Consider the following 25,405-nt stretch of genomic DNA (forward strand, 5'->3'; position numbering starts at 1 on the left):
GAGCAATGGAAATATCTTCGATTCCGAAGAAACTTATGGTTTGATATGGAATCCCATACTCTTTCTGCATCCATTTTGCTAGATAGGTCATGGATCCGCTGCACTGGACAAGGTTGAGGTCTGCTTCCGCTGCCCTTGAAATGGATTTCGCAGTTGAATCTCCGGTCATGGAGACTATTACCTCAATTCCCATCTGTTCGAAGAGAGGTTTTATTAGCCATACATCCCCTGCGACATTGAAATCACCGAGGATATTGATCTTTGGTTTTTTGACTTCCGTTTTTTCTATTTCTGAATCTTTAATCTCTGACTTTTTAAGCTCAGATCTCATTTCTGATTTCTTTTCCGCAGCTCCCTCTTCGGGTCTTTTGATAAGCTTTTTTAAGGCATCACAGGCAGCCTTGTATCCGTCGGATTTATTGCCTTTGAATCCTTCGGATTTTACTGGGATTACCGGGATATTGTGCTTCTTGCTTGCAGTCTTGCATACAGATTCCAGGTCATCTCCGATAATTCCAACTATACATGTGGAATATACGAAAATAACCGGGGGGCGGTAGAGCCCCACCAGCTCTTCAATAGCATTGGAGAGCTTTTTCTCCCCTCCGAAGACCACGTCGATCTCTTTCATATCCGTGCTGAAACTGCTGCGGTTCGTTTCAACCCCGCTGGACTTTGCGCCCCTGATATCCCAGGTATAACCTGCACAGCCTATAGGGCCGTGGACCAGGTGGACTGCGTCAGTTACGGGGTTCAAGACAACCCTTGCTCCAGAATAAACACATGCCCTCTGGCTTATTGCTCCCGCAAGGGAGTTATTATCACAGGCAAGGGGGATTACCTCTCCCTTCTCCTGTTTTCTGGTAATATATGGTTGCCTTTCTTCGAGAGTATCCACTATCCCGGTTTTCTCAATCATCTCTTTCACTCCCCTCTGCTTCTGTTTTCAGATTTGCAGCGGCGGTTTTTCCACTTTTTCCAATTTTTTAATTTATTAGTCTGCTATCATCTCTGAGATTTTTCAGATCAATATCTTTATATCAAGGCTCCTTACTGAATGGTTTCAAGCAGCCAGTCTGGTGCGTCTCTGTCTTTCCTGTCAAGCAGGGTGTTTCCTATGCGCTCCACCAGTCGTGCAGCTCCGGAGTATCCAATGATCGGGAAATAGTGCAGATTTGCCCGGTCCATAATGGGGAAACCTACCCTCACAAGGGGCACATCCTCTGCCCTTGAAATGAATTTCCCGTATGTGTTGCCGATTAGGAGGTCCACGGGCTTTCGCTTGATGATCTGGTGGAGCATGAAGAGGTCCCCTCCCGAAATAATATCGGCGTCCGGGTACTCGGAACCTGTGAGTCCTTCTACTTCTTTTTCAAATTCAGAGCTCTGAGTGCCGGTAAGCACTACACTCGGTTCCATGCCCATTTCCAGTACAAGGCTAGTAAGCCCTGAGATTATGTCCGGGTCCCCATAGATGGCAACCTTTTTCGCATGATAATGCGGATGGGCATCGGTCATCATATCTACGAGCCTGCCGCGTTCATCCTCAAGTTCTGGAGGAATTGCTACATTGGCAAGCTTTGCAGCGTTCATTATGAATCGATCTGTGTTCCTGATCCCTATCGGGGTAGGTCCTATTTTTGCAGGGACTTTGTATCGGCTTTCAAGGATCTTTGCTGCTGCGCCTCCTGCCATTCTGCAAAGGGCTATAGTCCCTACAGAGTTTGCTGAATCTTCAATGTCTCCTATTGGGGTTCCGCCTTTTGGATACATGCCAGGCTCTCCAGTAAGAGGAGCATCAAAGACATCAGTCGTGTCCGGGAAGACAATGTTCGGGATTCCCATGATTGAGAGTATGCGCTTCATTTCCCTGATGTCACCAGGCTCTACAAAACCTGGGATAAGGTTAAGTTTCCCGTTTGGCTTGCTCTTTTTGGCAAAGGTGGTCACGAAGGACTTTACCATATTGTCATAGCCCGTAATGTGGCTGCCCACATAACTTGGAGTGGAAGCCGCACAGATTTTGATTGATGGATCTATGAGTTCTTCAGCACTTACATCTTCCAAGATAACTCCTAAGTCGTCCCCTATGGTTTCGGCTACGCAGGTAGTGTGAATGGCAATTACTTCTGGTTTGTAGATTGAAGTCATGTTTACAAGTGCTTCCTTAAGGTTTGCAGCGCCTCCGAAGACTGCGGTTCCTTCAGAAAAACTGCTGGTAGTTGCCAGTGCAGCTTCCCTGTAGTGTCTGCTTAAGCACATACGCAGGTAGGAGAGGCACCCCTGGGACCCGTGACTGTGCGGCATGCAGTTGTGTACGCCAAGAGCTGCATAGACTGCTCCTATTGGCTGGCAGATTTTTGCAGGGTTGATGGTTGCTGCTTCTCTGGTTATTTCTTCGCATGGGGTATAGTCAAGCATTTTTATCACCTCTTAATTTTTTGCCTCTCAGTCCACTCCTGCAGCTTTCCATGGCGGGTTTATGAACCTCCAGGTGGGGCTGTGCAGAGCCATATCAACATCCTGTGCGAACTTCACGACTCCAGAAAAGCCGGTGTAGGGCCCACTGTAGTCGTAGGAGTGCATCTGCCTTGAGGGAATTCCGAGTTTCTGGACCCAGTACTTGTCCTTGATTCCGGAACAGAATAGATCAGGTTTGAGGGCTTTTACAAGGACTTCGGTCTCGTGGTGGTTCAGATCATCAACGACAATGGTCCCTTCTTTCATATGAGGGAACATCCCTTCATAGTCCATCAGCCCAATTTTCTTTTTCAACTCTTCTATCCTTTCCAGACTGACTGCGGGCTTAATACTTTCATCCCTTTCATAGTGAATATCCTCAAGGATCGAGCCAAGAGCATTTTCTTTGATCTGGGGTATGATCTGCCTGCCTTCGTAGTCGTCCCTGTGGGCAAACTGGTAGCCTGCAACAATCACTTTCATGCCAAGTTCCTCAAAGAGGGCTGAGTAGTGATCGCTCCTGGATCCTCCTACATAAATGAAGATGGTTTTTCCCTGGAGTTTCTTCCTGTACTTTTCAACCTCAGGCGCATATTTCGCTTTTTCTTCGGCAATGATTTCTTCAGTCTTCCGGGTAATTTCCGGGTCGTCAAAGAACTTCGCCATTTTACGGAGAGACTTTTCAGTACCTTTTGTGCCTATATAGTCAACTTTCAGCCAGGGAACCCCGTATTTTTCTTCCATCATCCGGTTAGTGTAGTTGATTGAACGGTGGCAGAGCAGAATGCTGAGTTTTGCCTGGTGGGCCTGCGCTATCTTGTGGAATGACCCATCTCCAGTGAAAACCGAAACAATTCTATAACCTATTTTTTCAAGAATCGGCTTTACCTGCCAGAAATCTCCTCCTATATTGTATTCTCCAAATACATTGATATCAAAGGGCGTTGGATCTTTGATCTCCTCGGTTCCGATAAGGTGTTCCATCAGAAGATTGCTTGCGATGTGGTGTCCTGCCGACTGACTGACTCCTTTATACCCTTCACATCTTGAAGGAACAACTTTGATTCCATACTCCTTTTCAGCTTGCCTGGAAACTGATTCAATATCATCACCTATCAGGCCCACAGGGCAGGTAGCAGAAATCGTAATTGCTTCGGGTTTGAAGATCTTTACAACCTCATCAATGGTTTTCTTGAGCTTCTTCTCACCACCAAAGACGATATCAGTTTCCTTCATGTCCGTGGACACACAGTAGTTGCTGAAGTTGTCTCCACCTTCTTCGGCTTTTGCAAGGTTCCGCCTGGTTCCCCAGGTAAAGTATGCACAGCCTATAGGGCCGTGGACGATGTGTACCATATCTTTTATAGGGCCGAAGACTACACCTTTCGAGCCCGCAAAGGCACATCCGCGGTTTGTAAGGATGCCTGGAATTACCTTGTCATTGGCTTCGATATGCTGTTCGGCAGAACAGTCCCTGACAACCAGGTGTTTTCTCCTGTTCCTTGCAGCTTTTTCCGGGAGCACCTTCAGCATATCATCGACAAGTTGCTGTTTGTCTTTGATTCCCGAGTCTATTTCCGCTCCCATTACACCATCTCCTTATTAACGGTCATTTCTCCGCTTTCTCCGGTACGGATGCGGTATGCTTCGCTGATGTTTGACACGAAAATCTTTCCGTCTCCTGGATGTCCGGTCTGGTTTACCTCGATAATTTTCTGGACTACCTCGTTTACGTTTTCTTCATCCACAACAATGGTGAACATGCGTTTTGGAATGAAACGAATACAGGTCTCTGCTTCATTTTCCGGATCTGGTAGTGGTGGGTTAAATTCAAAGCAGAGCCCTTTCTGTTTCCCGCGGCCCATGACCCTTCTTACAGTAAAGGAGGGAAAGCCGCATTCAAGGAGAACATCCCTGGTTTTCTGGACTTTGTTCATCCTGATTATTGCCGTAATCTCTTTCACGGAATTTTCCTCCGAAAATCCGGCTTAAAGTCCGGGCTTTCCAGTCCTTATGGTGTAGGCTTCTTCAACCGGGTTTACAAAGATCCTTCCGTCTCCGTATTTTCCGGTTCTGGCTGCTTCCATTATGGTCTGTACAACTCTGTCCTTGTGTTCGTCTTCAACAACCATCAGGAGCATGGTCTTCTGCAGTTCGTCATAGTGCACGTCTGCAATGTGAATTCCTTTCTGCTTCCCTCGCCCGAAGACTTCCATTTTTGTAAGGGAAATGCAGCCTTCTTTTTCGAGGCTCTCGACAACCTTTGACTCCATTCCCGGTCTTATGATTGCGCGTATCATTTGCATTGTTTTCAGCTCCTCTCTATTTCAGCAGTTATCACTTCAACAGTTACTCATATTTAGAGCTCAACAATTCCGAACTCCACCATCATGGCTTCTAACTCTTCCATTGGGAGCGGGGTCGGGACCACAAGTTTGGTGTTGTTCTGGATGTTGCTTGCAAGGGTCAGGTATTCTTTTGCCTGGTTGGATTCGGGATCAAAGTCAATTACAGTCTTTCTGTTGATCTCTGCCCTCTGGACGATGTTGTCCCTGGGCACGAAGTGAATTAACTGGCTTCCAAGTTTCTTTGCGAATGCTTCAAGAAGTTCGCGTTCTCCATCCACGTTCCTGCTGTTGCAGATGATGCCTCCGAGACGGGCTCCTCCTTTGGCGAATTTAGAGAGACCTTTGCAGATGTTGTTTGCTGCATAGATGGCCATCAGTTCTCCACTGGCCACGATGTAGATTTCCTTGGCTTTTCCTTCACGGATGGGCATGGCAAAGCCTCCACATACGACGTCACCAAGCACGTCGTAGAATACATAGTCAAGATCGTCAGTGTAAGCTCCAAGGTTTTCGAGCAGTCCTATGGAAGTGATGATGCCTCGGCCTGCACAGCCCACACCTGGTTCTGGCCCTCCGGATTCCACACATTTGATATTTCCAAAGCCTGGCTGTACAACAACATCAAGGTTGACTCCTTCGTCTCCTTCACTCCTCAGGGTGTCAAGAACGGTTTTCTGGTTCAGGCCTCCAAGCAACATTCTGGTAGAGTCTGCTTTCGGGTCGCACCCTACAAGAAGAATTTTGTTTCCCATAGTCGCGAGGGCTGCAGTAAGATTCTGCGTGGTAGTGGATTTTCCTATACCGCCCTTTCCATAGATCGCTATCTGTCTCATGTTTTGCCTTGCTCCTTGTTTGCTCCAATTTCTTTTACCGGAAACCGGTAACCGTTGTACTATCTTATAATATTTAATCTTTTCTACAAAATAGGAGACTTCCTTTCATTTTAGTTTCATTTCTGGTTTTCAGGAAAGGATTAATAAACGATTCTTAAGTAATTTGCAGAGCAAAATAAATCACAGGAAGACCTTTTAATGATTCCAGAAGCCTCTTATGACATCATAGTGGTGGGCGCAGGCCCTGCAGGTTCCACTGCCGCCCTGTATGCTGCAAGAAATGGAGCCTCTGTCCTTCTCCTTGACAAAAAAAGGGAAATCGGAAGCCCTATTCAGTGTGCGGGTTTTCTCCCGGATGCTTCGGAGGTTAAGGCTCTACTTCCTGAGGCTGACCTGCCAGTGGCGCTGAAAAACTATCCTGACTCCTGTGTGCTGCAGCCGATTAAGACCCAGCGCATCATTTCTCCAAACTGCAGTGCAAAAGAGTTTGCTGTAAAAGGGGCTGTGCTTGACCGGCGCAGGTATGACCAGTTCCTTGCCGGACAGGCGGCAGAGGCAGGGGCTGAACTCATGGTAAAGACCCGCGTTACAAAAGTGGAGGGCACAACTGTTGAGGCTTCAGGACTTTTCGGAAAACACACAATCAGGGCAAAAGCAATTATCGGAGCTGACGGACCAAATTCCCTGGTTGCAAAATCAAAGGGCCTTGCTATGAAACCTGAAGAAAAGGAGACTTCTGTTGCCATTGAATACCAGGTCAGGAACGTTGACATTGACCCTGATGCTCTCGAGATGTATTTCGGAAAAGATTATGTTCCCGGCGGCTATGCGTGGATTTTTCCCGAGGGTAAGGACAGAGCAAATGTAGGAATCGGGATCCGAAGCGGGATGGCTGAAAAAGGAGTTTCTGCAAAAGAATACCTGCACCGTTTTATAAGGGAACATCCCATGGCAGGTCCAAAGCTGAAAAATGCCGTTATAATGAATGTCATTGCAGGCATCATTCCTGTAAATGGAGCTCCTGCAAACACTGCAACCTCAGATTCTCTTATTGTAGGGGATGCAGCCGGTCATATCATTGCAACAAACGGGGGAGGTATTCCTCCTGCCATGATAGCTGGAAAAATTGCAGGGGAAACTGCAGCCGAATTTGCAGCCGGAAAATGCAGGCTTGAAGAATATGATCGGCGCTGGAGAGCTCAGTTCGGGCAGGCTCTTGAGACCTCGGTGCAGGCAAGGCAGATAATGGACGGTATTATGAAATCTGATACTCTCATGAACGCAGCTTTCAAGTTCATCTCCCCTGAGCAGATGAAAGTTATGCAGTGCGGAAAACTTCCCGGACCTGTAAAGCTCGGGCTCCAGGCTCTGAGCCGCGGGAAAAAATAAATCTGCAATTCTGGCAGTCAGGCAAAACTCCTGCTGAAATCCTTTCTCGGGCCTTTTTTATACTTATTACGATTTTTCTTTATTCGCCCTCAGCCGGATTTTCTGCTGCCCTGAGCTTTCTTAATTCGGTTTCAGCGTCTTCTTTATTGTATTTTGCTTCAGGATAGTTCGGCCTTATCTCAAGCGCTTTGTCAAAAGAGGCAATGGCTTCTTCATACCGTTTCAGGACCACAAATTCAAGCCCTCTGAGGTTCCAGGCTCCTGCAAAGTCGGGTTTTAACGCCAGAACCTTATCGAAATAATCTATTTTCTTTTCCGGATCAGTTTCTGCTGCTGCAAGTCCGTACCATTCCTCTACGGTCTTTCCCTCTATTTTCTTTTTGAACAGTTTGTCCAGAAACGCCAGTGATATCACTTCCCATTGAATATACGCGGGGTCGATTAAAATAGATAGTGATGCCTGCTTTTCTCCCCGATAGAAAAGAAAGACTCTTTCAAGAATGCAGGATGTAGAAAATGAATCAAAAGTAGTCAAGAGAAAAATAGAATTCGGAAAGAAAACGAAAAAGTGTAAAGAAAGTTTACCTGCTTATATTGAGCAGGGAACTTTCATTATACACACTTTCAAAGTCCGAGCTTATTACCAGTTTGGTAATGTTGCCCATAGTGGTTACGTTGTAGGTTACTCCACGTTCGCTCGAGTTTGCCTGGTAAGCTGTGATCTTTTTATTCACTTCAGGCTCAGGGTTAAGGAATATGGAGGTCTGTACGTAACTTCCATCATCCAGTTTTTTGAGATCTCTGTAGTATTGTTCGGCAGGAATATCTGAGGTATTTGTCTTTTTGACAACTTCCTGGTAGATACTTCCGTTAAGGTCTGCCTGGCTCAAAATCCCATTGAATTCAGTAGTCGATGTTTCATTTCCTTCAAGGACATTTATTACTCCTGCTACAGTATCAATAGGTCCTATTATAGCTGGGCTCCCAACAACGTTCCAGATGTTGTAAGTACCGTTTGTCCGGTCGAGGATCTGATATCCATTATAAGGCATTACTTTTGTATCCTTTGGCACGTCTATCTTCTGCTCAGGAATCAGATGCAGCTCAAAGCCGCTCTCATTACCATAATTTGCACCATATCTCTTTGTGACATCTGCACCATAAGAGAAAGAAATATTCATAGTCTGCCTGTTTCCAAAAACGGATTCAAGGGGGGTTCCTTCGGTTTTTTGAAGGTCTACATATACTGCATTTGTCACTCCTTCAGGAGACATTTCCAATCCGTCGGCAATGGAGTTAAATTCATGGTTAACATGTTTGCCCTGAACCTGAGAGAAAGGAACTGTAACAAAATCTCCATTGGTTTCCGAAGTTGAGAGATTGTCATCACTATTATCTGTTTTTGAACTGGCCGAGAAATATATCATAAAGGCAGAAAGAAACATTGTTACGGCCAGGAAGATCGCCAGATACTTCTGGTTCTTTGTTGCTGGAGTCTTTCGTTGTTTCATAAATGAAACCTCATAACATAAGGTAAATTATTCTGAATGTAAAAAACACACATGATATCTAAATGTATTGTCTTCTCATTGTATTATTTGTATATTATAAAAATAGTTTCGTGTTCTCTCTTAAAAAAGTATTGAGACAACTGAAGTTTTTCTGAGATAACAGGGGTTTTATCTCTAAACTTCAGTTTTTAGATATTCTATCCGACTTTTTCATCCAAGGGTCAGGATCTTGAGCATGTTTGTACCTCCGGGTTTTCCGGAAGCAGGTCCCTGCGTAAGAACCACGATATCTCCACTCTTCGCAAATCCAAGTTCTTTTGTTTTTTCTGTTGTCTCCTTTTCCCAGCTTTCTATAGACTCTTTTACAACAACAGGATAGACTCCATAAGACAGTGAAAGGAAATTACAGGTCTTCGGGACGCGGCTGAAAGCCAGAATCCAGGGATCAGGGTTAAAACGAGAGATCCTGCGTGGAGTTGCCCCGCTTCTTGTCGGGGTCAGCACGGCTGCAACCGGCAGTTTCTGCAGGGCTTCATAAACCTGAAGGGTGATTACTTCGTCAACTGACATCTCTCTCGCAGTTATGGCTTTGATCATTGTATCAAGCCCCCATTTAGTCCGAGAACGCCAGTTTTCCGTGGTCTTTGCAATCTTTGCCATCATCTCAACGGCTTCCACAGGATAGTTGCCGACTGCGGTTTCTTCCGAGAGCATGATAGCATCCGTACCGTCAAGAATTGCGTTTGCAACATCTGTGGCTTCGGCTCTGGTGGGTCTTACATTATCAGTCATGGAAGCCAGCATATGGGTTGCAGTAATCACAGGGATTCCGAGAAGCTTTGACCTCTGGATCAGCTCTTTCTGGACCGAAGGTACTTCCTGGATGGGAATCTCAACTCCCAGGTCTCCTCTTGCGACCATGAGGGCATCGGTTTCTTCGAGAATTTCTTCAATATTCTCTACAGCCTGCCTTCGTTCGATTTTTGAAACCACATATACCTGCTTTCCCCTGTCTGCAGCAAAGTTCCTGACCTTTCGGATATCTTCGGCGTTTTCTATAAAAGAGATGCTGAAAATCTCAATTCCTTCATCAAGGGCAAACTCAAGGATTTTGAAGTCTTTTTCAGTTACGGGGTCAAGGAAAATTTTTGCTCCTGGCAGGTTTAACCCCTTATGGGAATAGAGCTGCCCTCCAATAAGGACTTCACATAGGACATCTTTTCCCGAAACCTCTTTGCAGCGGAGCTGTATGAACCCATCGCTGAGGTATATCAGGCTTCCGGGAGATACGCTTTCAGGGAGCTGTTTGTAACTTACAGGAATCCGCTTTTCATTTCCCGGAGAGTCATCAATTGTAAGGGTTATCAGGTTCCCTTTATGGAGCATAACAGGCTCTTTTTCAAGCTTGCCTATGCGGATTTTCGGGCCTGGCAGGTCGGCAAGGATTGCAATTGTCCTGCCCAGTTCGTCTGCGACCTTGCGGACTCTTCGGATAACTTCAGCATGGCTCTTGAAGTCTCCGTGGGAGAAGTTAATCCTTGCCACGTTCATACCCGCAAGCATGAGCTGCCTGAGCTTCTCTTCAGAGGAGGATGCAGGCCCTATTGTGCAGACGATCTTTGTTTTATGGTCCGGAATTTCCATATTACAGGCCTCAATATATTTGGGTTCAATCCTTTTTAAATAAATTTCTGATTTCTTTTATGTTTTTTCAGAGAATTCCTGTCAACTTTTTCGTTAGCTCTTTTTATTTTCCTTTGTAAATCTTCATGGCTTCTTCAACACTTGCGTCTTCAACAGTAATGGCGTAAACTGCATTGCACATGCGGACAGCTTCATCCAGAGGTTTCTGGTGGATATTTCTTCCGGTTGCATTACCCTGGGCTCCGGAGATGTGGATCTGGTCATGGAGCTTTTTGAGGAAGGCTTCGGCTTCGTCGCTTGTACCTCCAGCGCAAACGACTCTGGTACGCCCGGCTGCTTTGACGGCTTCCTTGAAGATCTCGGCAGATTTTGCTCCTTCTTTTTTGGGGTAGTTGACCTTTACAAAGTCCGATCCAAGGCAGGCTCCAACGCCTGTTGCTCCTGCAATCAGGTGCGGGTCCTTTTCATCTTTTACGGCAGCTCCTCGGGGATAGATCCAGAGTACGGATACCATTCCGTGCTGGTGTGCATCATAAACTACCTGGGCAGCCTGGACAAGCATCTCGGCTTCAAATTCACTGCCAAGATAAATCGTATATCCAACGCCAAGGATGTTGAGCCCGCTGTTCTCCTTAAACTCGGCTACCTGGTCAACATCATACCAGAGGTTGCTGAATGGGTCTGCCTGTGCGGTTTCAACCAGGTGTGTCTTGGAGTTTACCTTCACAAGATAAGGAATATCTCTGTAGTCCATGCCGTAGCGGGCAATAAGGCCGAGCTGGGTTGCAAAAACTCCTATTTTTGCCTGAGATGCAATTCTAAAAAGGTGTTCAGGGTCTGCGTCGTCTTCAGGGACTCCTTCTCCAAAAAAGTCATCGTTCAGGTGTTCTACTTTCTGGTCCCCGGCAAAAAGCATCAGCCTGCCGCTGCCCTTTGTGATTTCCATGTAGTTTTTTACATATGTTTCACGCATTGCTTTCGGGACGTCTAAAGGTACGATTACGTCTTCTTTATTAATTGAAGCCATGTGTATAAACCTCAGTCTGATTGAATAGCGGTCAATAGAATGGTAAACAGTAGTACCAGAATAGTTCAGTTAGAAGGTAGGTAGTAATATTAGAAGTAATTTATTTACTTTATTCTTCTCTACTATATTTAATAATTCTCTCAGTTGAGCTGCTGGCGTATAATTTCAGGAGTTCTCCCCATGTTCAAAACTTCCTGATATCTTTCAGCCCACACTGCTGGTAAAAAGCTATTTAATTTTGAATTTATTAAGTGTTTCGGAAATTTAAAGTCCGGCCAGGTGTAAAAGCCAAATAGTCAAAAAAATTGAAGCTAAAAACAGTAAGCAATTAACTGAACATAGACTAAAAACAGTAAGCAGTTAACTGAACAAAGACTTAAAATTTAGATGAATGAATAGCAAAAAAGTAATTGATTTACGCCGCTTGCAGGGCTCGAACCTACGACATTCTGGTTAACAGCCAGACACTCTACCAACTGAGTTAAAGCGGCTTTAAGATTAATGATGTTCGGCTTCGGTTTTTTGCCTTTGAACCTCTCTTAAAAGAGATTCTTAGGATATAAATTTTATGGATATGATTATGGGCCTGACCGGATTTGAACCGGTGACCGCTCGGTTATGAGCCGAGCGCTCTAACCTGACTGAGCTACGGGCCCCCTTTGTTCCAATAATGTTCAGTAGTTTTTATTACGGCTTTAATAATAAACTTTTTGCAAGTGTTTTTTATCTTACTTAAAAAAACGCTGTAATATATGCAAAAGTTTTACGCCGCTTGCAGGGCTCGAACCTACGACATTCTGGTTAACAGCCAGACACTCTACCAACTGAGTTAAAGCGGCTTATATGACCGGGTTTATTAGTTATTGCTTACCCTGTCGCGAACATTCCTAAAGCGATAATTGTATTTATATATTTCGCTTGAAACTCTTTTCATTGACTGCCTTATAAGATTTAACAAAGAGTCGAGATTTAATAAAGAACCTGATGTTATAAAGTTTCATTATGTCCGTGACAGCAATTTTTTAATTCAACTTTTCAGACGCCTGTTTGATGATACATTATTTGATAAAGATCAGCTTTATTATTCAACTAATATTTTCATTTAATTCACTTCATATTTGATATTCATTCAACTAATCTCTTCAATCCAGTACCTGCACTCATTTTTTTATTTGTATCATCTATTTTTTTATAGTATTTACCATTTCTGGCATCCTTTTTCCTATTAATAGTATATAAATCCAGTCAGTTCTGAAATAAGCTTTATATCCTTTCAGGAGCAATATATTTGATACTTGTTGTAGCATTGATGCAGTAAGATCGGACTGGTCTTATTTTTAAGCAATATATCCTATTAGCTTAAAATGCTTTTATAGAGGCTTTGTCCGGGGAAATTTAATAAGAATAATAGGTCTGAAATGCTTTTAAATGTTAATTTAAGGGGTTAAGGGTAATCTGCGGTCTCTGTACTGCGAGGCATTCTTTATCAGGGCTTTTAAAGCCATTTAAAGAGATTTCTCGGGTCTACAGGGCTTTTGACTGCTTAAACTCTATAACTTTAAAAGTGGAAACTCAAGGGGGATTATTCACGAAACATCTAAAAATATGTCCAAAATGCCATGCCAAATTAAAAATGAGTACAGACGGCAAGACTCAGTACTGTAGTATTTGCAGGTACTGGACAAAAATAGGTACTGCGAGACTCGATTCAATCATGATTTACGAATGAGGCGTCACAATGGAAAACATCAGTATTCCCAAGTTTTGCAGTGAATGTGGGACTCTGCTAAAACGCCAGGTAATGGGTTCAAATGTCTTCTACTACTGCCGGAGCTGTGGACGCCTTAGTTCAGAAGCATGTTTCTCAGGGGGAAGTGAAGTGATCCAGGTCCAGAAAACACTATCTTCCCACAGAGTGTCTTCCACTGCCAGCCTTAAACTTCCTGAAGATGCCCAGAAAGCCACAGCAGGAACTTAACCTGAAAAAAGGAGTTTAAACTCAAAGAACTTTCAAAATGAAGTTGCTTTTTTTAAAAGGGCCTGAAATGGCTCTTAATTTTCTGTTTTAAATTTCTCTTAATTTTTTCTTTTTCTACATATTGCTTTCTATCTATTATTCAAAAAGGAGGATTTAAAATGAAAAAAGAAAGGAGAAAATCAATTAATTCTTAAATAAATATAAGTATCTGCAATATTTTTTTAAGAGCATCTTTTTTCTTCAGTGGCCTGCTTTGAGCAGTTTGCAGACATTTTCCACTTCTGTTCTGAACTGTTCCTGGGTAATTCCGAAAAGGCCTGCCAGATACATGGCTCCTCCAGCACCTGCGCCTTCTTTTATGGTACCGGTCTCATACCTGTGAAGCCCTTTAAGGCTGGACTTGCCAAAACCGGGATCTGCAACATAAACTACAGGCACTCCAAGAGTTCTTGTCAGCTCTATGAAATTTGCAGATTTATCTTCCACTACATAGCGGGTAGTTGCGATTGCCAGTTTCTCAGTATCAAAACCCATGTGTTTTATAAGGGCATAAACTGCTGCCATCTGAGTTCCGCCGGCAAGGACAACACTGGTTTCAGTACCCTGAAATCCTGCAACAAGCCCCAGGACTGCAGGCATCATGGGGTCTCCCATGCAGGCAATAGCTTTCATAGGATCGTCTTTCAGGCATCCGTATGTCAGGCCTGAGGCTTTCATCCCCTCTTCAACGACCTGTTTTTTAAGCTCAAGAGGATTCTCGTCCGCGCTGCTGCTGACATTTCCGTCATATCCGAGAGCTGTTAAGACTCCCATTGCAGTCGTTGTGCCTCCGGGAATGCTTTCTCCGATAATCACATGGTCTGCCTGATTTCTGAGCCTTATAGCAAGGAGTTTTGCCCTTTCATAAATTCCCTGCACGTCACTTACTGCAATTGGCTTCCTTATGTCTTCTCCGGGCTTTGCTTTCAGGTCAATGTACGGGACATCCGGAGTCACTATTAAACCGGAGTTTATGAAATGGTAGGGTGCATCTGTAAGCTTCAGCGCAGAACGGGTCATAATTGCCGGGGTGGGGGTGTCGTAAGGAGGAGTCATGGGAAGCACCGGTACGCTGATAATGTTTCCTGTTTCCATAAGTTCCGCATCCCCCGCAGGTGTATAATCTGTAAGTTCAGCTGTTTTTCCTGCTGCTGAGAGTTTTGGAATATGTGCTGTCTTTGTGCTGGAAAGTACGCACAAAAACATCGGTTTTTTAGGTTTTTCTCTTACTTCCGGTTCTATCCAGGCCATTCATATCTCCTCTATGAAATTAACGCAGATAATTCTTTTAGAAATTCTCAACTATTTTTCCGGGATTTATACAGAGACTCAGGTTCCATATACAATATTGAGATGTACTGGTGTAAATCTCCCCGGAGTTCAGTGAAGAATTCTTCGGCTTAGTATTTAATATTTATCAACGGTCAATTATAATTTAATCTTACTCAAATTAACTTTACTTTATTTTACCCAATTTCCACGATCAGTTAGTAAGTCTAAATAATCTGGATTATAAAGATCAATTGAGTAAAGGCATAGGGACTTTCTGTATATAAATGTAGCAGTGAAGCTAAGATTCAGATCCAGGTGAACGCTTGATTCAATTTTTTATCGCCTGCATACTCAAAGGTTCAGGAGGATGGAAGCTGGGAAAATGAACATAAAAAAAGATATAAAACACCCTCTAAGGGTGTTTTCTGAATTCTGGGGCGCAGATGTCCCGGTGTTGTCCTGAACATTAAAAGAACTTTTCCCGGGATCAGTAAGTTCTTGCAACGTAAACGCGGGTTTCGGTTTCTGCTCCGCAGGCAGGGCATTTTTCTTTTCCCTTACCTCTTGGCGTAAGGGGGATACCCAGGATGCCTGCTCCTATCCGGTCTTCCATTGCAAGTCCGCATTCTCTCTTGCCGCACCAGGGAATTGTTGCAACTCCTTTCTGGATCTTTTCCTTCACCTCATCAAGTTCGGTGCAGTCAAAGATGCGGTTTTCGAGTTCAGACTCAGCTTTTTCGTAAAGGCTTTTCTGGATTGCCTCAAACTTCAGGCGAACTCCGGTTTCGATTTCGGGAAGAGGAATCTGGTCCTTTTCTCCTGTATCTCTCCTTACAGCAACCGCAACATTATTTTGCAGGTCGCGGGGTCCTATTTCTAGCCTCAGAGGAACTCCTTTCATCTCCCATTTGTAGTACTTCGCTCCAGGGCGCAGGTCACTTGCATCTATCTCTACTCTGATTCCTACTTTCCTCAGGCGGTCCTGGACATCTTTACAGGCTGCAAGAACTTCTTCCGCTCCTTTTTTGAAGATAATCGGGATAATGACTGCCTGGACAGGTGCAATTTCGGGAGGAAGGACAAGCCCTTTGTCATCTCCATGGATGGAAATTGTAGCTGCAATAGACCTCTCAGAAATTCCATAACAGGTCTGGTAGGCATAGCGCTGTTCGCCGTCAGGAGCTTCGTATTTTATATCAAAGGTCTTTGCAAAGTTGTTGCCAAGGTGATGGACAGTTCCTATCTGAAGGGTCTTTCCGTCAGGCATCACGGCATCAAGAGCATCAGTATAGTCGGCTCCAGGGAACTTGTCCCAGTCAGGTCTCCTTGAACGCAGCACAGGAACTCCCAGCCTGCGGTATATCTCGGTATAAAGCCCGATAGCTTCCTTTACCTGGGCTTCGGCGTCTTCCCATGTGGCATGCACGGTATGGGCTTCTTTGAAGGAGGTAATCTCCCTGAGCCTTATAAGAGGTCTTGTGTGCTTTGTCTCATAACGGAATGTGTTAACTATCTGATAGAGTTTGACAGGGAAATCTGCGTGAGACCTGACCCAGAGTTTGTACATTGGATAGATAGCAGTCTCACTTGTTGGGCGGAGGGCGAGAGGGATGTCAAGAGGGTCTTTTCCTCCATGAGTGACCCAGTAAACTTCATTCTCAAAACCTTTAATGTGCTCGGCTTCTTTCATGAACTCGTTTTCAGGGATGAGCAGGGGGAAAAGAGTTTCCTGGTGCCCGCTGTTATCAAGAATTTCCCTTATGATACTGTAGGTATTCCTCCTGATGGCAAAACCGAAGGGATACCAGACGTACAGTCCCTTTACAGGATAGCGGACGTCCATTATTTCTGCCATCCACAGGAGTTCGTTATACCAGTCACTGAATGCCTCTTTTGGAGGGAGTGCTGCTTCTTTTTCGCTTTCTGCCATACCTTCACCGTATTATTGTAATTCCAGTTAAATTCTTATGATAATTTAGATTGAAAATTCTTCCATGCACTTTCATTTGTTTGTGCCTGTTATTCATAGAATTTCATGTTCGTTTATAGTATGAAGTGCTTCAATCCAGTACAGCCCTTGACGTGCTTGCATGTATGAGATAAAAGTAAATAACTATAATGGGGGTTTTACCCCCTGCATCCTGGTCGGGCTGTTAAAAAATCGGAAAAAAAAGATTAATCTCCTCCGAGGGGCTTGACATTGTCCGAAATATCATGCGCAAGTTCGGACTTGTCAACATCAAAAACTATCATGCCGGTGTTAAGCTTCTCAGCTTCTTCTTTTGAGAGTTTGGTAGCGACAACTTTTTTAGATATTATGGCGCTGTTCCCGAGGGGGTCTTCGATGATGACTGTTATTTTCCTCTTGCCTTCGATTACTTCATCGAGCATGCACAGGAGTTCCTGGCTGCGGGCAAATTTCTCTTCGTTTCCCTGTACCCATTTACTCGCGGTCATGAGGACATTCTGAACCCTCTGCAGCACACCTTCAATATTCGTTATATACGAATCCGAAACCGTGCCGGGTTCAATAACAATTCCCATCTCCGGAATGCGGATTGTTCCGGAGGTTGAACGGATGACTCTTGCATCAAGGTCTTCCGGGGTCTCAACTGACAGCTCATAGCGCATGGGCTCTTTGCTGGAGAGGATCATAGTATCTGCAAAACGGAAACTGCATGGACATTTTGCAGTTATGTACATGATCTCCCCGAAATAGGGAATATTATCTCTCTGCCATGTCATTATGAGTTCTTTCTGACATAGGGGGCAGGAGATCCTGGTCTCAAAACTTTCATCCTTAAAATATTTGTGGCTCAATATTTTCCACCAGTAATCTTTGATCTGTCGATTTTAATGCCTGTAGGGGTTACAATTACAGTGTTTCCTTTGACACCTGCAATATCTCCATGGACATCGACAACAACGTCTTTGAGCTCCTTTAAAACCCTGTCCCTTAGAAGGTCATCGCCCCTGATGTTCGAGATATCAACCATGAGGACATTCCCATTATAGATCTCCTGTTTGAGTGCAGCTACCTGGTTAATACTTGATATTTCTGCAATTTTTACGTAAGTCTCTGCAGGTTCGTCCTCCAGAACCTCTTCATATTTGCTGAGGTCAATTTCAGTGTAGTCTTCGGCACTGGTTGTACTTTTTACATTGCCGCCAAGGATTTTGTCTATAAGTTTTGCCATCTATGCACGCCTTTTGTATTTTTTTAAATTTAGATAGTATTGTCCTATATTGGGATCTATATTAATTAATTTTGCTATTATAAAGCTACACCGGTTCCCGACCTTTATTCGCAAATTTTTTTGTTTGCTGAAGGAGGACTTTTCCTGGCAAAATTCTATTTTCCGGCACTCTCAGAACTCAAAATTCCAGAGTTTGTCTCCTACGTGGCTTATTGACTTTATGGCTTTTCCCGTATTCGAATCTACCATCTGTTGCCCTTCCATAAGGGCCTTTCCTATGGCAAGAGGTTTTCTGTGAGTCTCTTCCACTATAATTACAAAATCCCCTTCTTTTATTTCGGGATCTGCCTCCACGATCCCAGGAGCCATAATATCCGCTCCGTTTGAGACAAAACGAATTGCCCCTTTATCCACAACAACAAGGCGTTTCTGCAGCCCCATTTCAAGAGCTCCGCGCACTGTAGGAAAAAGATGCCCCTCTATTTCAAACAGAAGAGGTTTGCCTTCAACAAGGATCAGGGAATATTCATCCAGGGTAACCTTTTCGAGAGTTTTGTTTTCCAGGCCTGCCATCTCTTCACCGAAGGCTGACTCAAGATCTTTTAGCATTTTGTTCTTTGCATTTTTCCTCAGCTGAACTCTTGACTTTACTTTCAATCAATCACCCGATTTCAAAAGGTTGAGCTTAGTCATAGGATAGGGCTCTGAGCCTTTTAAAGTTTATGTGGAGCCTCAGATATTAATCTCTCCGGCTCGTTTGATTCCTCTCACTCTAATTTTAAACCAAGTGCTGTGAGAAGCACCAGAGCACTTCCAAAAAACACGGTTTCATAGCCTAAAGGCTCTATAAACAAACTTCCAAAAACAGGGATCAGCCCGAGGCCTGCATAAATTCCGGTGTTAAGGAGCCCCATTGCAATTCCACTTGAGCTTATTCTGGAGACTGCAGCAATGAGCCCTACAACTGCTACCCCTCCTCCTGCACCGATAAGGAAAAATGCCAGCAAAGGTGCTTTTAGAGAGAATAGAATTCCTGCCGCTGCAAGAATTATTCCTGCTCTCACTATATTTTTATTCTTTGCTCTGGTTCTTCCTGCTGCAAGGGAACTTAACATTGCAGCCACGTACGAGGCTGAAATTGCAAGCCCCAGTTCAGGTTTTGTCAGGAAATCGGCACTGTAGTCCGCATAATTTGAAGTCAGCAGTCCTGTGGCTCCGTAAAGGAGAACTGAAATCCCCCAGAGTTTCCAGAAACCGTTTTCAAAAAAGGTTTCTCCGGTTTTTTTCAGATATCTTTCGGGTTTGAAGGTCATCGGGGCTTCAGGCTTCTTTCCTGAGCCCTCTCTCTCTGATGTCCCGGATTTTTTATTTTTTCTGCCAGAGTGATCCCAGGTCCGGGATTCCCATAAAAGGAGGGCGAAAGAAAAACCCGCCATAAGGACAAAGATGTCTATTGCAGTCTTGATCCCCATTTCTGCAAGCATTCCTGAGAGAAAAACCCCTGAAGCCAGTCCTGCATTTAGCAGGAAGTTGAATTCTCCCATACTTCTCTGGCTGTTTTCCCATTCGGCAAGCATGGAATAAGCAGCTGGAAAAAAAGCCCCGCATCCCAGGCCTTCTACAAAGCGTGAAATGCCAAGAACCCACAGGTTGTCAGAATACGAAATAAAAAGCCCGGAAACAAAGGTAAGTGTGATTCCCAGTCCCACCACTTTTTGATTTCCTATCCTGTCTGAAAGGATTCCGAATGGGAGGAGGGTTAGCAGGGCTCCTATAAAATATCCGGAATAGAGTAGACTTGAGACTGCGGGGCTAGCATTTCCCTCTCCTGCAAGTTCGGGAAGGACAGGAATTACTGAGTTGGAAAGTCCCTGGATTGCAAAGACTGAAAAGCAAAGAAGGAGTTTTTTAGAGTTCATGGTTTCGAATTCATATTTTTTCTGTTCTGCTTATCTGATCGTTAATTGATTTTTTTATTTAATTTCCGCAGCCGTCCAATAAGAAAACACCGGTCGGATAAGGTGGTTATGGGAAGTATTATCATAAAATATGAACCCTCATAAAATATGAACCTCGTTTTTTCAGTCTTTCAACAGGAGCGTCCCTGCGAGAATAAAACCGTTTGCGAGAAATAACTTCTCTAAGCTCAGGACCTCTGCAAGTAGCCCTGCAGCAATCGGAAGTAAGGAGAGCCCTGCATATATAGTTGTGTTAAAAAGTCCCATGGAGAGCCCTCTATCCGCGTCCATTCCTGCGACAGCCAGGGCAAAACCTACCATTGCTATTCCTGATCCGCCTCCCAGGCTTGAAAAGCCAAGGAAGGGATATTTGACCGCAAAAAAAGCCCCAAGGACAGAAAATCCCAGTCCTATACGTATTACGGTTTTTTCATTTACGCTAAAATGTCCTATTAGAAGAGAAGTGATCATAGCACAGACGTAAAGGCTTGCAATTGCACTTCCAAGCTGAACTTTTGATAATATTCCAAGGCTGTAGTCAGGATAGTAAGCTATGAGAACCCCGACTGCCCCGTTGAGCAGGAAAGAACTCAGCCATATCTCTAAATTGCGGCGGGAAATAAGTCCTGCTACTTCCCTGAAAGAATGTTTAAAATGGGTCTTTAAAGAATCCGGGCCGAGGTCATTATTTTCTCCTTTTTTCGGGTTGATGAGTTCTCTGAGCCTGTACAGGAGAGGGATTCCTGAAAGCAGAGCTGTAAAAGTGAATATGAGAACGGCACCTTTCAGAAAAATGTCTGCTAATATCCCTGAGAATAAAGCTCCTGCACCGAGTGCGGCATTGGTAAAAAAGGTGAATTCTCCAAGGCATCGTCCGGGGTCTTTGCATCTTGAGAGTGTGGAATATGCCGCAGGAAAAAAAGCTCCACAGGCAGCACCTTCAATAAACCTGGATATAATTAGAATCCACAGGTTTCCTGAGAAAAAAATGATCAGTCCTGAGATGACCGTAAAGGTAACGCCAAGCCCTATGAGCCTGAGGTTTCCTAACCTGTCAGAGAGGATCCCGAAGGGAAGCATTGTTGCAAGGGCTCCAAGAAAATACCCTGAGAAGAGCAGGCTTGATGCAAATTCCCCATATGTACTGTGATAATGGGCTGCCAGTTCGGGAAGGATAGGAATTACGGCATTGGAAAGCCCCATGATTGCAAAAACTGCAACATAAATCAAACGCCTTTCGGGGTGCATAGAACTAAAAACCAGCAACTTCGTATAAGTTTCTTGTCGTAGATCTTCTTCCAGAGCCCATTATTATCTTTTTTGAAGGATGTGGGTTTTCTTCAGACATTTTTAATATCTTTATATAAAACGTAAACTTGTAAATAATGTTCCTGCATCATATTTCTTCTATTATATTAGACTGGTATGAAATGCATAGCTATTTATATAATTAATTTGAATAGGGGTAATGTGAGTAATGTGAGCGGGAAACTTTTTTCACATACCATACCCCCCACTCCCCATATGACCCCCCACTCCCCAACCCGCTCACACTACTTCTAATTATCCTTAATTTTTTCTTTTTCTTTCAGACTTGCAGTGTTTTTTGCTTCTGCGGGTCTTTTTGCAGAGTCAACCGAATTTTTCAGTCTCTACTTACTGGGCAGTCATTTTTCCGTCTGCTGTAGAAGAATGTAACAGGATTATTTATCTGGTAATTTCATCTTCATTAATTGATTTAATTCAGTCAATATATATTTCCTCTAAACTCCTGGTATTTTTCCATCTCCAGTTTTTTCTACTTAATAGTATGAAATTTCTTATTTATTATCTTTTCTATTTTTATATATCTGTCATATTTTCCTTAAAAGTTTAAAAACTCTTATATTTTTATTTAAATTCATTATTAGTCTTCTTTATCTCATTAACTTCATAATAAATTATCTTCCATATTACGTGGTTCTTTGAAGTTTTTTGATATCGACAGAATAGAGTGCAGTGGTGGCATGCTGTCAGTATAAACCGAATAGTTTTACAGAAAAGCTATAACTAAGTTCATATCAAAGAATTCTGAGTTTACTTCTGCAAAGCCGGCTGCATCGTCTCCCTTCTTATCTTCAGTTATTCCTGCATATACGGCATCATTTTTCCATGCAGAGCTTCTGGTAGTTTACAGGCTCAGTTCCCGGATCTTCTGTAACGATTCCTCTTCCAGCTATGAAATTCTGATAAAATGGCTCAGGAACCTGATTCAGGTCACTGGACTTTATGCTTATATTCAGAAATTTAGATTCTCTTAAAAATGACATCCTGTAGTAGAATATTGGTTTTTTTCGAAAAACAATTTCGTTATGTAAATTCAATATTCCAACCCAGAATGCAAAAATAACCAGAAAATGGGTCGGCTTAATAAGTTGTTTCTGCCACTCCAGTTTCTGTCTGAACTTTTTTTGATTTATAGATAGTCAGACAGTTTCTGGAAGGCCTAAAACATGAAACAGTCTCACAACATCTGCTGTTGTAAGGCTGATTTCATGTTCCTGTTACTCGGTAGCTTATATCTTCTTTAATCTTTTGTCGGGATTCTCATTCCATAGAATGAACGATATACAAAGAATAAAGCAACCAGAAGGAATAACACACCTACATACGGAGCCACATTTCTGAATGCTTCAGATATGGCGATTTCCATGGCAAGCAAACCAAACAGCGTGGTGAACTTAATTATGGGGTTAAGTGCAACGGATGAGGTGTCTTTGAATGGGTCTCCTACTGTGTCACCAACAACTGTTGCTTCATGCAGGGGCGTGCCTTTTTCCTGAAGGTCTACTTCAACTACTTTTTTGGCATTATCCCAGCACCCGCCTGCATTAGCCATGAATACAGCCTGGAACAACCCGAACACTGCTATGGAGATCAGGTAAGAGACAAACAGTGATACGGAATCATTTCCGCTCAGAGGGGCTGCAAGGCATGAGAATGCCAGGGTGAAGGAGAAGATGGCAATGAATATATTGAACATGCCCTGCTGAGCATACTGAGTACAGATCTTTACCACTTCTTTTGATTTTTCCGTAGCTGCTTTCTGGCTGGCGTTCTCATCCAGCTGGATGTTCTTTTTAATGTATTCAACTGCGCGGTATGCACCCGTGGTTACAGCCTGGGTCGATGCTCCGGTAAACCAGTAGATTACAGCACCGCCTGCCAAAAATCCGAAGATTGTGTAGGGGTTGAGCAGAGTCAGGATCTGTTCCGGTTCCACTCCCAGAACATTCTTAATAACCAGAATCAGCGAGAAGATCATGGTTGTGGCGCCGACAACTGCTGTTCCTATTAAGACCGGCTTGGCTGTGGCTTTAAAAGTATTTCCTGCTCCGTCATTGGCTTCAAGGTAGTGTTTGGCTTTATCGAAATCAGGTTTGAAGCCGAAATCTTTCTGAATCTGTTGAGCTACATTCGGAATTGATTCTATCAGTGAAAGTTCATAAATTGACTGAGCATTATCTGTTACCGGTCCATAGCTGTCAACAGCAATTGTAACGGGTCCCATGCCCAGCATTCCGAAAGCCACAAGGCCGAATGCAAATATGGAAGGATAGATCATTATCTCGCTTAAGCCAAATCCGCTGGCATAATACGCAATAAACATAAGTGCAAAGAATACCATGCCGATCCAGAATGAGCTGAAGTTGCCTGCAACTAATCCTGAGAGGATGTTCAGAGAGGGGCCGCCCTCGCGGGAAGCTTTAACGGCTTCAGCTACATGCTTTGAGTTAGGACTGGTAAATACTTTGGTAAATTCGGGAATTAAAGCCGCTCCAAGGGTTCCACAGCTTATAATTACTGAGAGTACGAACCATAGCTTCTCGAGCTGCGGAGCCACTCCAGATCCCGGTCCCAGGAGGTAATAACTTACAGCAAAGGTTACTGCGATAGAAAGAATAGAGGTAATCCATACAAGGCTGGTCAGGGGCTGCTCAAAATCAAAGTCGTCTTTGCTACCAAATCTTGCCTGGCTTAAAGTTCTGTTGATGTAGAAAGATACGACTGAGGTAATTATCATAAGTATACGCATTACAAAGATCCATGTCAGGAGGATACCTGTCAGGTCAGGCTGTACAGCCAGAACTATAAAAGATACCAGAGCCACTCCGGTTACACCATAGGTTTCGAATCCATCTGCAGTTGGTCCGACGCTGTCACCTGCATTGTCTCCAGTACAGTCTGCAATAACTCCAGGATTACGAGGATCGTCCTCCTTTATTCCGAAGACTATTTTCATAAGGTCTGAACCGATGTCAGCGATCTTAGTGAATATGCCTCCAGCGATACGTAAGGCACTGGCACCGAGTGATTCTCCTACTGCAAAACCTACGAAGCTTGATCCCGCAAGTTCTCTGGGAACAAAGAGCAGTATTATTAACATCATTATTAGCTCAACGCAGACAAGAAGCACTCCTATGCTCATTCCTGCATCCAGAGCGATATTTAACAGTTTTAAGGGTTTTTTTTCCAGGGACACGAATGCAGTTCTGCTGTTAGCAAGGGTATTCATGCGAATGCCATACCATGCGACAGTGTAGGAACCAAGTATACCTATTACAGTCCAGACAAGAATGAACAGTACGCCGCTGAGAGGCGTCTCCTGCAGAAATCCATAGTAAAAGGCTATACAGATGCCGATAAAAGCAAATAATATGCACAGTAATTTTCCCTGCTGGATAAGATAAGTTTTGCAGGTTTCGTAAATTATGTTAGCTACATCCAGCATTGACTGGTGGGCTCTTATTTTTTTTACTTTTATGAACTGGTAAAAGCCAAATATCATGCCCAGTACACAGACAAAAATTCCATAGAGCAATAAACTGTTTTGCTCCTGGCTCAAATTAGGAATCTTAAGATTCGCCTCACTGGCAGCTACTATTGCCGGTGTTAGCAACAGCATGGTCAAGCTTAACAGGCCTTTTTCCATTGCTTTGCCCATTTTATCTTTGCTTATAAGCTTCATTTAGCCGATCACTTCTCTCTGAATATTTTAAAAATAAATTGATAAACTGATATTATGAATTGTTGAAGCCTCATTTCCGACGAATGCGTAAACAGTTGGTTTTTATATAAAGTTTTTTGCTCGTTTGTCTGGCAGATGTTTTCTCCAGTTATTAAATATATGAATCCCTTTCTTCTTTCTAATATTATATGGCTCTTTCTGAAGAGTTCCGGTAAATTATATATAGAAATAATCAAGTTAAAATAATTTTAATTGTATATAATGTAAAAAACTGAATCTGAGACACATTTTTTATATCATTCTGGAGGGTTGGAAGTTATGGTAGTTGCAAAATAAATCATGCAATGGATAAAAAAATAGCCAATTTTAATGCGCTGCATGATTTTATTCAACAGCCCCAGCTGGGATTGCCACATGTTCGGGAGGGGATTGAGAGCATCAGCTCTTTAACATTTTTCGCTATCCGTCAAACACCAGTGCTACAGTTCAGGTTAGATCGGTTTTTAGCCCTTTAGCATTTTTCAGCTATGCCTTAAGTCAGGAGATTTGAGGGTTCTGTTTTTTGTCAGGCTGATTGATTCTTAAGGCATTGGCTCTCGAGGCAACATACTAATTTTTTGATAATTGAACTGAGTTTATTTCAGCAAGAAGAAAGAGTTCCAGAGCATACAGGCTTGATGCCGCAGAAGCGTAAGGTATACTGCCGCTAAAGTACTTCGGTCTCTTTTATCATTCTCTTTG

21 protein-coding genes and 3 tRNA genes are annotated in these 25,405 nt (G+C 43.5%); 2 read left to right on the forward strand and 22 right to left on the reverse strand.

The window, feature by feature from the left end; translation table 11 throughout:
- From PLL47_RS07465 to nifH, 6 genes are all read right to left on the reverse strand, one after another.
- A partial coding sequence (locus tag PLL47_RS07465; RefSeq protein WP_324445564.1) for a nitrogenase component 1 occupies window positions 1-919 on the reverse strand: 919 nt, incomplete at its 3' end.
- A 131-nt stretch (window positions 920-1,050) separates the two neighbouring features.
- Complete coding sequence (nifK, locus tag PLL47_RS07470) at window positions 1,051-2,421, reverse strand: nitrogenase molybdenum-iron protein subunit beta (protein WP_324445565.1); 1,371 nt, start codon at window positions 2,419-2,421, stop codon at window positions 1,051-1,053.
- Between the two features lie 27 nt (window positions 2,422-2,448).
- On the reverse strand, window positions 2,449-4,047 hold the full coding sequence (gene nifD, locus PLL47_RS07475) for a nitrogenase molybdenum-iron protein alpha chain (RefSeq protein WP_324445566.1): 1,599 nt from the start codon (window positions 4,045-4,047) through the stop codon (window positions 2,449-2,451).
- Window positions 4,047-4,424 (reverse strand): P-II family nitrogen regulator, encoded by a 378-nt coding sequence (locus PLL47_RS07480; protein ID WP_324445567.1) that lies wholly within the window; start codon window positions 4,422-4,424, stop codon window positions 4,047-4,049. The genes nifD and PLL47_RS07480 overlap by 1 nt, the downstream gene beginning before the upstream one ends.
- Window positions 4,425-4,448: 24 nt before the next feature.
- A complete protein-coding gene (locus PLL47_RS07485; protein ID WP_324445568.1) occupies window positions 4,449-4,766 on the reverse strand; it encodes a P-II family nitrogen regulator in 318 nt (105 codons plus the stop codon).
- 53 nt (window positions 4,767-4,819) lie between these two features.
- Window positions 4,820-5,641 (reverse strand): nitrogenase iron protein, encoded by an 822-nt coding sequence (gene nifH / locus PLL47_RS07490; protein ID WP_324445569.1) that lies wholly within the window; start codon window positions 5,639-5,641, stop codon window positions 4,820-4,822.
- Between the two features lie 198 nt (window positions 5,642-5,839).
- On the opposite strand from nifH, the gene PLL47_RS07495 reads away from it, so the two are divergent.
- Window positions 5,840-7,030, forward strand: a complete 1,191-nt coding sequence (locus PLL47_RS07495) for a geranylgeranyl reductase family protein (protein ID WP_324445570.1) — start codon at window positions 5,840-5,842, stop codon at window positions 7,028-7,030.
- 79 nt (window positions 7,031-7,109) lie between these two features.
- Here the strand turns inward: PLL47_RS07495 and PLL47_RS07500 are convergent, their stop codons facing one another.
- The 7 genes from PLL47_RS07500 to PLL47_RS07530 all read right to left on the reverse strand — a co-directional run bounded on the left by PLL47_RS07500 (window position 7,110) and on the right by PLL47_RS07530 (window position 12,051).
- Window positions 7,110-7,565, reverse strand: coding sequence for a tetratricopeptide repeat protein (locus PLL47_RS07500; protein ID WP_324445571.1), 456 nt, complete (start codon window positions 7,563-7,565; stop codon window positions 7,110-7,112).
- 46 nt (window positions 7,566-7,611) lie between these two features.
- Complete coding sequence (locus PLL47_RS07505) at window positions 7,612-8,541, reverse strand: hypothetical protein (RefSeq protein ID WP_324445572.1); 930 nt, start codon at window positions 8,539-8,541, stop codon at window positions 7,612-7,614.
- A 210-nt stretch (window positions 8,542-8,751) separates the two neighbouring features.
- Window positions 8,752-10,185 (reverse strand): pyruvate kinase, encoded by a 1,434-nt coding sequence (gene pyk / locus PLL47_RS07510; RefSeq protein WP_324445573.1) that lies wholly within the window; start codon window positions 10,183-10,185, stop codon window positions 8,752-8,754.
- A gap of 103 nt (window positions 10,186-10,288) precedes the next feature.
- Window positions 10,289-11,212 (reverse strand): beta/alpha barrel domain-containing protein, encoded by a 924-nt coding sequence (locus PLL47_RS07515; protein ID WP_324445574.1) that lies wholly within the window; start codon window positions 11,210-11,212, stop codon window positions 10,289-10,291.
- 418 nt (window positions 11,213-11,630) lie between these two features.
- A tRNA-Asn gene (locus PLL47_RS07520) sits at window positions 11,631-11,703 on the reverse strand.
- Between the two features lie 90 nt (window positions 11,704-11,793).
- Window positions 11,794-11,868 (reverse strand) — tRNA-Ile (locus PLL47_RS07525).
- Window positions 11,869-11,978: 110 nt separating this feature from the next.
- Window positions 11,979-12,051 (reverse strand) — tRNA-Asn (locus PLL47_RS07530).
- An 899-nt stretch (window positions 12,052-12,950) separates the two neighbouring features.
- Here PLL47_RS07530 and PLL47_RS07535 point away from each other — a divergent pair.
- Window positions 12,951-13,190, forward strand: coding sequence for a hypothetical protein (locus PLL47_RS07535; RefSeq protein WP_324445575.1), 240 nt, complete (start codon window positions 12,951-12,953; stop codon window positions 13,188-13,190).
- A gap of 240 nt (window positions 13,191-13,430) precedes the next feature.
- Here the strand turns inward: PLL47_RS07535 and cobT are convergent, their stop codons facing one another.
- The 9 genes from cobT to PLL47_RS07580 all read right to left on the reverse strand — a co-directional run bounded on the left by cobT (window position 13,431) and on the right by PLL47_RS07580 (window position 24,664).
- Window positions 13,431-14,480 (reverse strand): nicotinate mononucleotide-dependent phosphoribosyltransferase CobT, encoded by a 1,050-nt coding sequence (cobT, locus tag PLL47_RS07540; protein ID WP_324445576.1) that lies wholly within the window; start codon window positions 14,478-14,480, stop codon window positions 13,431-13,433.
- A gap of 508 nt (window positions 14,481-14,988) precedes the next feature.
- Complete coding sequence (gene proS, locus PLL47_RS07545) at window positions 14,989-16,431, reverse strand: proline--tRNA ligase (RefSeq protein ID WP_324445577.1); 1,443 nt, start codon at window positions 16,429-16,431, stop codon at window positions 14,989-14,991.
- Between the two features lie 245 nt (window positions 16,432-16,676).
- A complete protein-coding gene (locus tag PLL47_RS07550) occupies window positions 16,677-17,321 on the reverse strand; it encodes a ZPR1 zinc finger domain-containing protein (protein WP_324445578.1) in 645 nt (214 codons plus the stop codon).
- Window positions 17,318-17,698 carry a cell division protein SepF gene (locus PLL47_RS07555; protein WP_324445579.1) on the reverse strand — a complete coding sequence of 127 codons (381 nt, stop codon included), beginning with the start codon at window positions 17,696-17,698 and terminating at the stop codon, window positions 17,318-17,320. The genes PLL47_RS07550 and PLL47_RS07555 overlap by 4 nt, the downstream gene beginning before the upstream one ends.
- 171 nt (window positions 17,699-17,869) lie before the next feature.
- Window positions 17,870-18,355 (reverse strand): RNA-binding protein, encoded by a 486-nt coding sequence (locus tag PLL47_RS07560; RefSeq protein ID WP_324445580.1) that lies wholly within the window; start codon window positions 18,353-18,355, stop codon window positions 17,870-17,872.
- Window positions 18,356-18,465: 110 nt separating this feature from the next.
- The gene (locus PLL47_RS07565; RefSeq protein ID WP_324445581.1) at window positions 18,466-19,617 is read right to left on the reverse strand and encodes an MFS transporter; all 1,152 of its coding nucleotides are present in this window, start codon (window positions 19,615-19,617) and stop codon (window positions 18,466-18,468) included.
- Window positions 19,618-19,779: 162 nt separating this feature from the next.
- Window positions 19,780-20,904, reverse strand: a complete 1,125-nt coding sequence (locus tag PLL47_RS07570) for an MFS transporter (RefSeq protein WP_324445582.1) — start codon at window positions 20,902-20,904, stop codon at window positions 19,780-19,782.
- Between the two features lie 893 nt (window positions 20,905-21,797).
- Window positions 21,798-21,965 carry a hypothetical protein gene (locus tag PLL47_RS07575; protein ID WP_324445583.1) on the reverse strand — a complete coding sequence of 56 codons (168 nt, stop codon included), beginning with the start codon at window positions 21,963-21,965 and terminating at the stop codon, window positions 21,798-21,800.
- A 257-nt stretch (window positions 21,966-22,222) separates the two neighbouring features.
- Complete coding sequence (locus PLL47_RS07580) at window positions 22,223-24,664, reverse strand: sodium-translocating pyrophosphatase (RefSeq protein WP_324445584.1); 2,442 nt, start codon at window positions 24,662-24,664, stop codon at window positions 22,223-22,225.
- Window positions 24,665-25,405 lie beyond the last annotated feature (741 nt).

It is taken from the genome of Methanosarcina sp., assembly GCF_035390745.1.
In the GTDB taxonomy this organism is placed as follows: domain Archaea; phylum Halobacteriota; class Methanosarcinia; order Methanosarcinales; family Methanosarcinaceae; genus Methanosarcina.

What these genes read in the sequence shown, in the direction of transcription:
- PLL47_RS07505 (WP_324445572.1), bottom strand. Translation starts at nt 8,541, where the DNA reads ATGAAACAACGAAAGACTCCAGCAACAAAGAACCAGAAGTATCTGGCG.
- nifD (WP_324445566.1), bottom strand. Translation starts at nt 4,047, where the DNA reads ATGGGAGCGGAAATAGACTCGGGAATCAAAGACAAACAGCAACTTGTC.
- cobT (WP_324445576.1), bottom strand. Translation starts at nt 14,480, where the DNA reads ATGGCCTGGATAGAACCGGAAGTAAGAGAAAAACCTAAAAAACCGATG.
- PLL47_RS07515 (WP_324445574.1), bottom strand. Translation starts at nt 11,212, where the DNA reads ATGGCTTCAATTAATAAAGAAGACGTAATCGTACCTTTAGACGTCCCG.
- pyk (WP_324445573.1), bottom strand. Translation starts at nt 10,185, where the DNA reads ATGGAAATTCCGGACCATAAAACAAAGATCGTCTGCACAATAGGGCCT.
- proS (WP_324445577.1), bottom strand. Translation starts at nt 16,431, where the DNA reads ATGGCAGAAAGCGAAAAAGAAGCAGCACTCCCTCCAAAAGAGGCATTC.
- PLL47_RS07485 (WP_324445568.1), bottom strand. Translation starts at nt 4,766, where the DNA reads ATGCAAATGATACGCGCAATCATAAGACCGGGAATGGAGTCAAAGGTT.
- PLL47_RS07575 (WP_324445583.1), bottom strand. Translation starts at nt 21,965, where the DNA reads ATGTCATTTTTAAGAGAATCTAAATTTCTGAATATAAGCATAAAGTCC.
- PLL47_RS07565 (WP_324445581.1), bottom strand. Translation starts at nt 19,617, where the DNA reads ATGAACTCTAAAAAACTCCTTCTTTGCTTTTCAGTCTTTGCAATCCAG.
- PLL47_RS07570 (WP_324445582.1), bottom strand. Translation starts at nt 20,904, where the DNA reads ATGCACCCCGAAAGGCGTTTGATTTATGTTGCAGTTTTTGCAATCATG.
- PLL47_RS07495 (WP_324445570.1), top strand. Translation starts at nt 5,840, where the DNA reads ATGATTCCAGAAGCCTCTTATGACATCATAGTGGTGGGCGCAGGCCCT.
- nifK (WP_324445565.1), bottom strand. Translation starts at nt 2,421, where the DNA reads ATGCTTGACTATACCCCATGCGAAGAAATAACCAGAGAAGCAGCAACC.
- PLL47_RS07535 (WP_324445575.1), top strand. Translation starts at nt 12,951, where the DNA reads ATGGAAAACATCAGTATTCCCAAGTTTTGCAGTGAATGTGGGACTCTG.
- nifH (WP_324445569.1), bottom strand. Translation starts at nt 5,641, where the DNA reads ATGAGACAGATAGCGATCTATGGAAAGGGCGGTATAGGAAAATCCACT.
- PLL47_RS07555 (WP_324445579.1), bottom strand. Translation starts at nt 17,698, where the DNA reads ATGGCAAAACTTATAGACAAAATCCTTGGCGGCAATGTAAAAAGTACA.
- PLL47_RS07580 (WP_324445584.1), bottom strand. Translation starts at nt 24,664, where the DNA reads ATGAAGCTTATAAGCAAAGATAAAATGGGCAAAGCAATGGAAAAAGGC.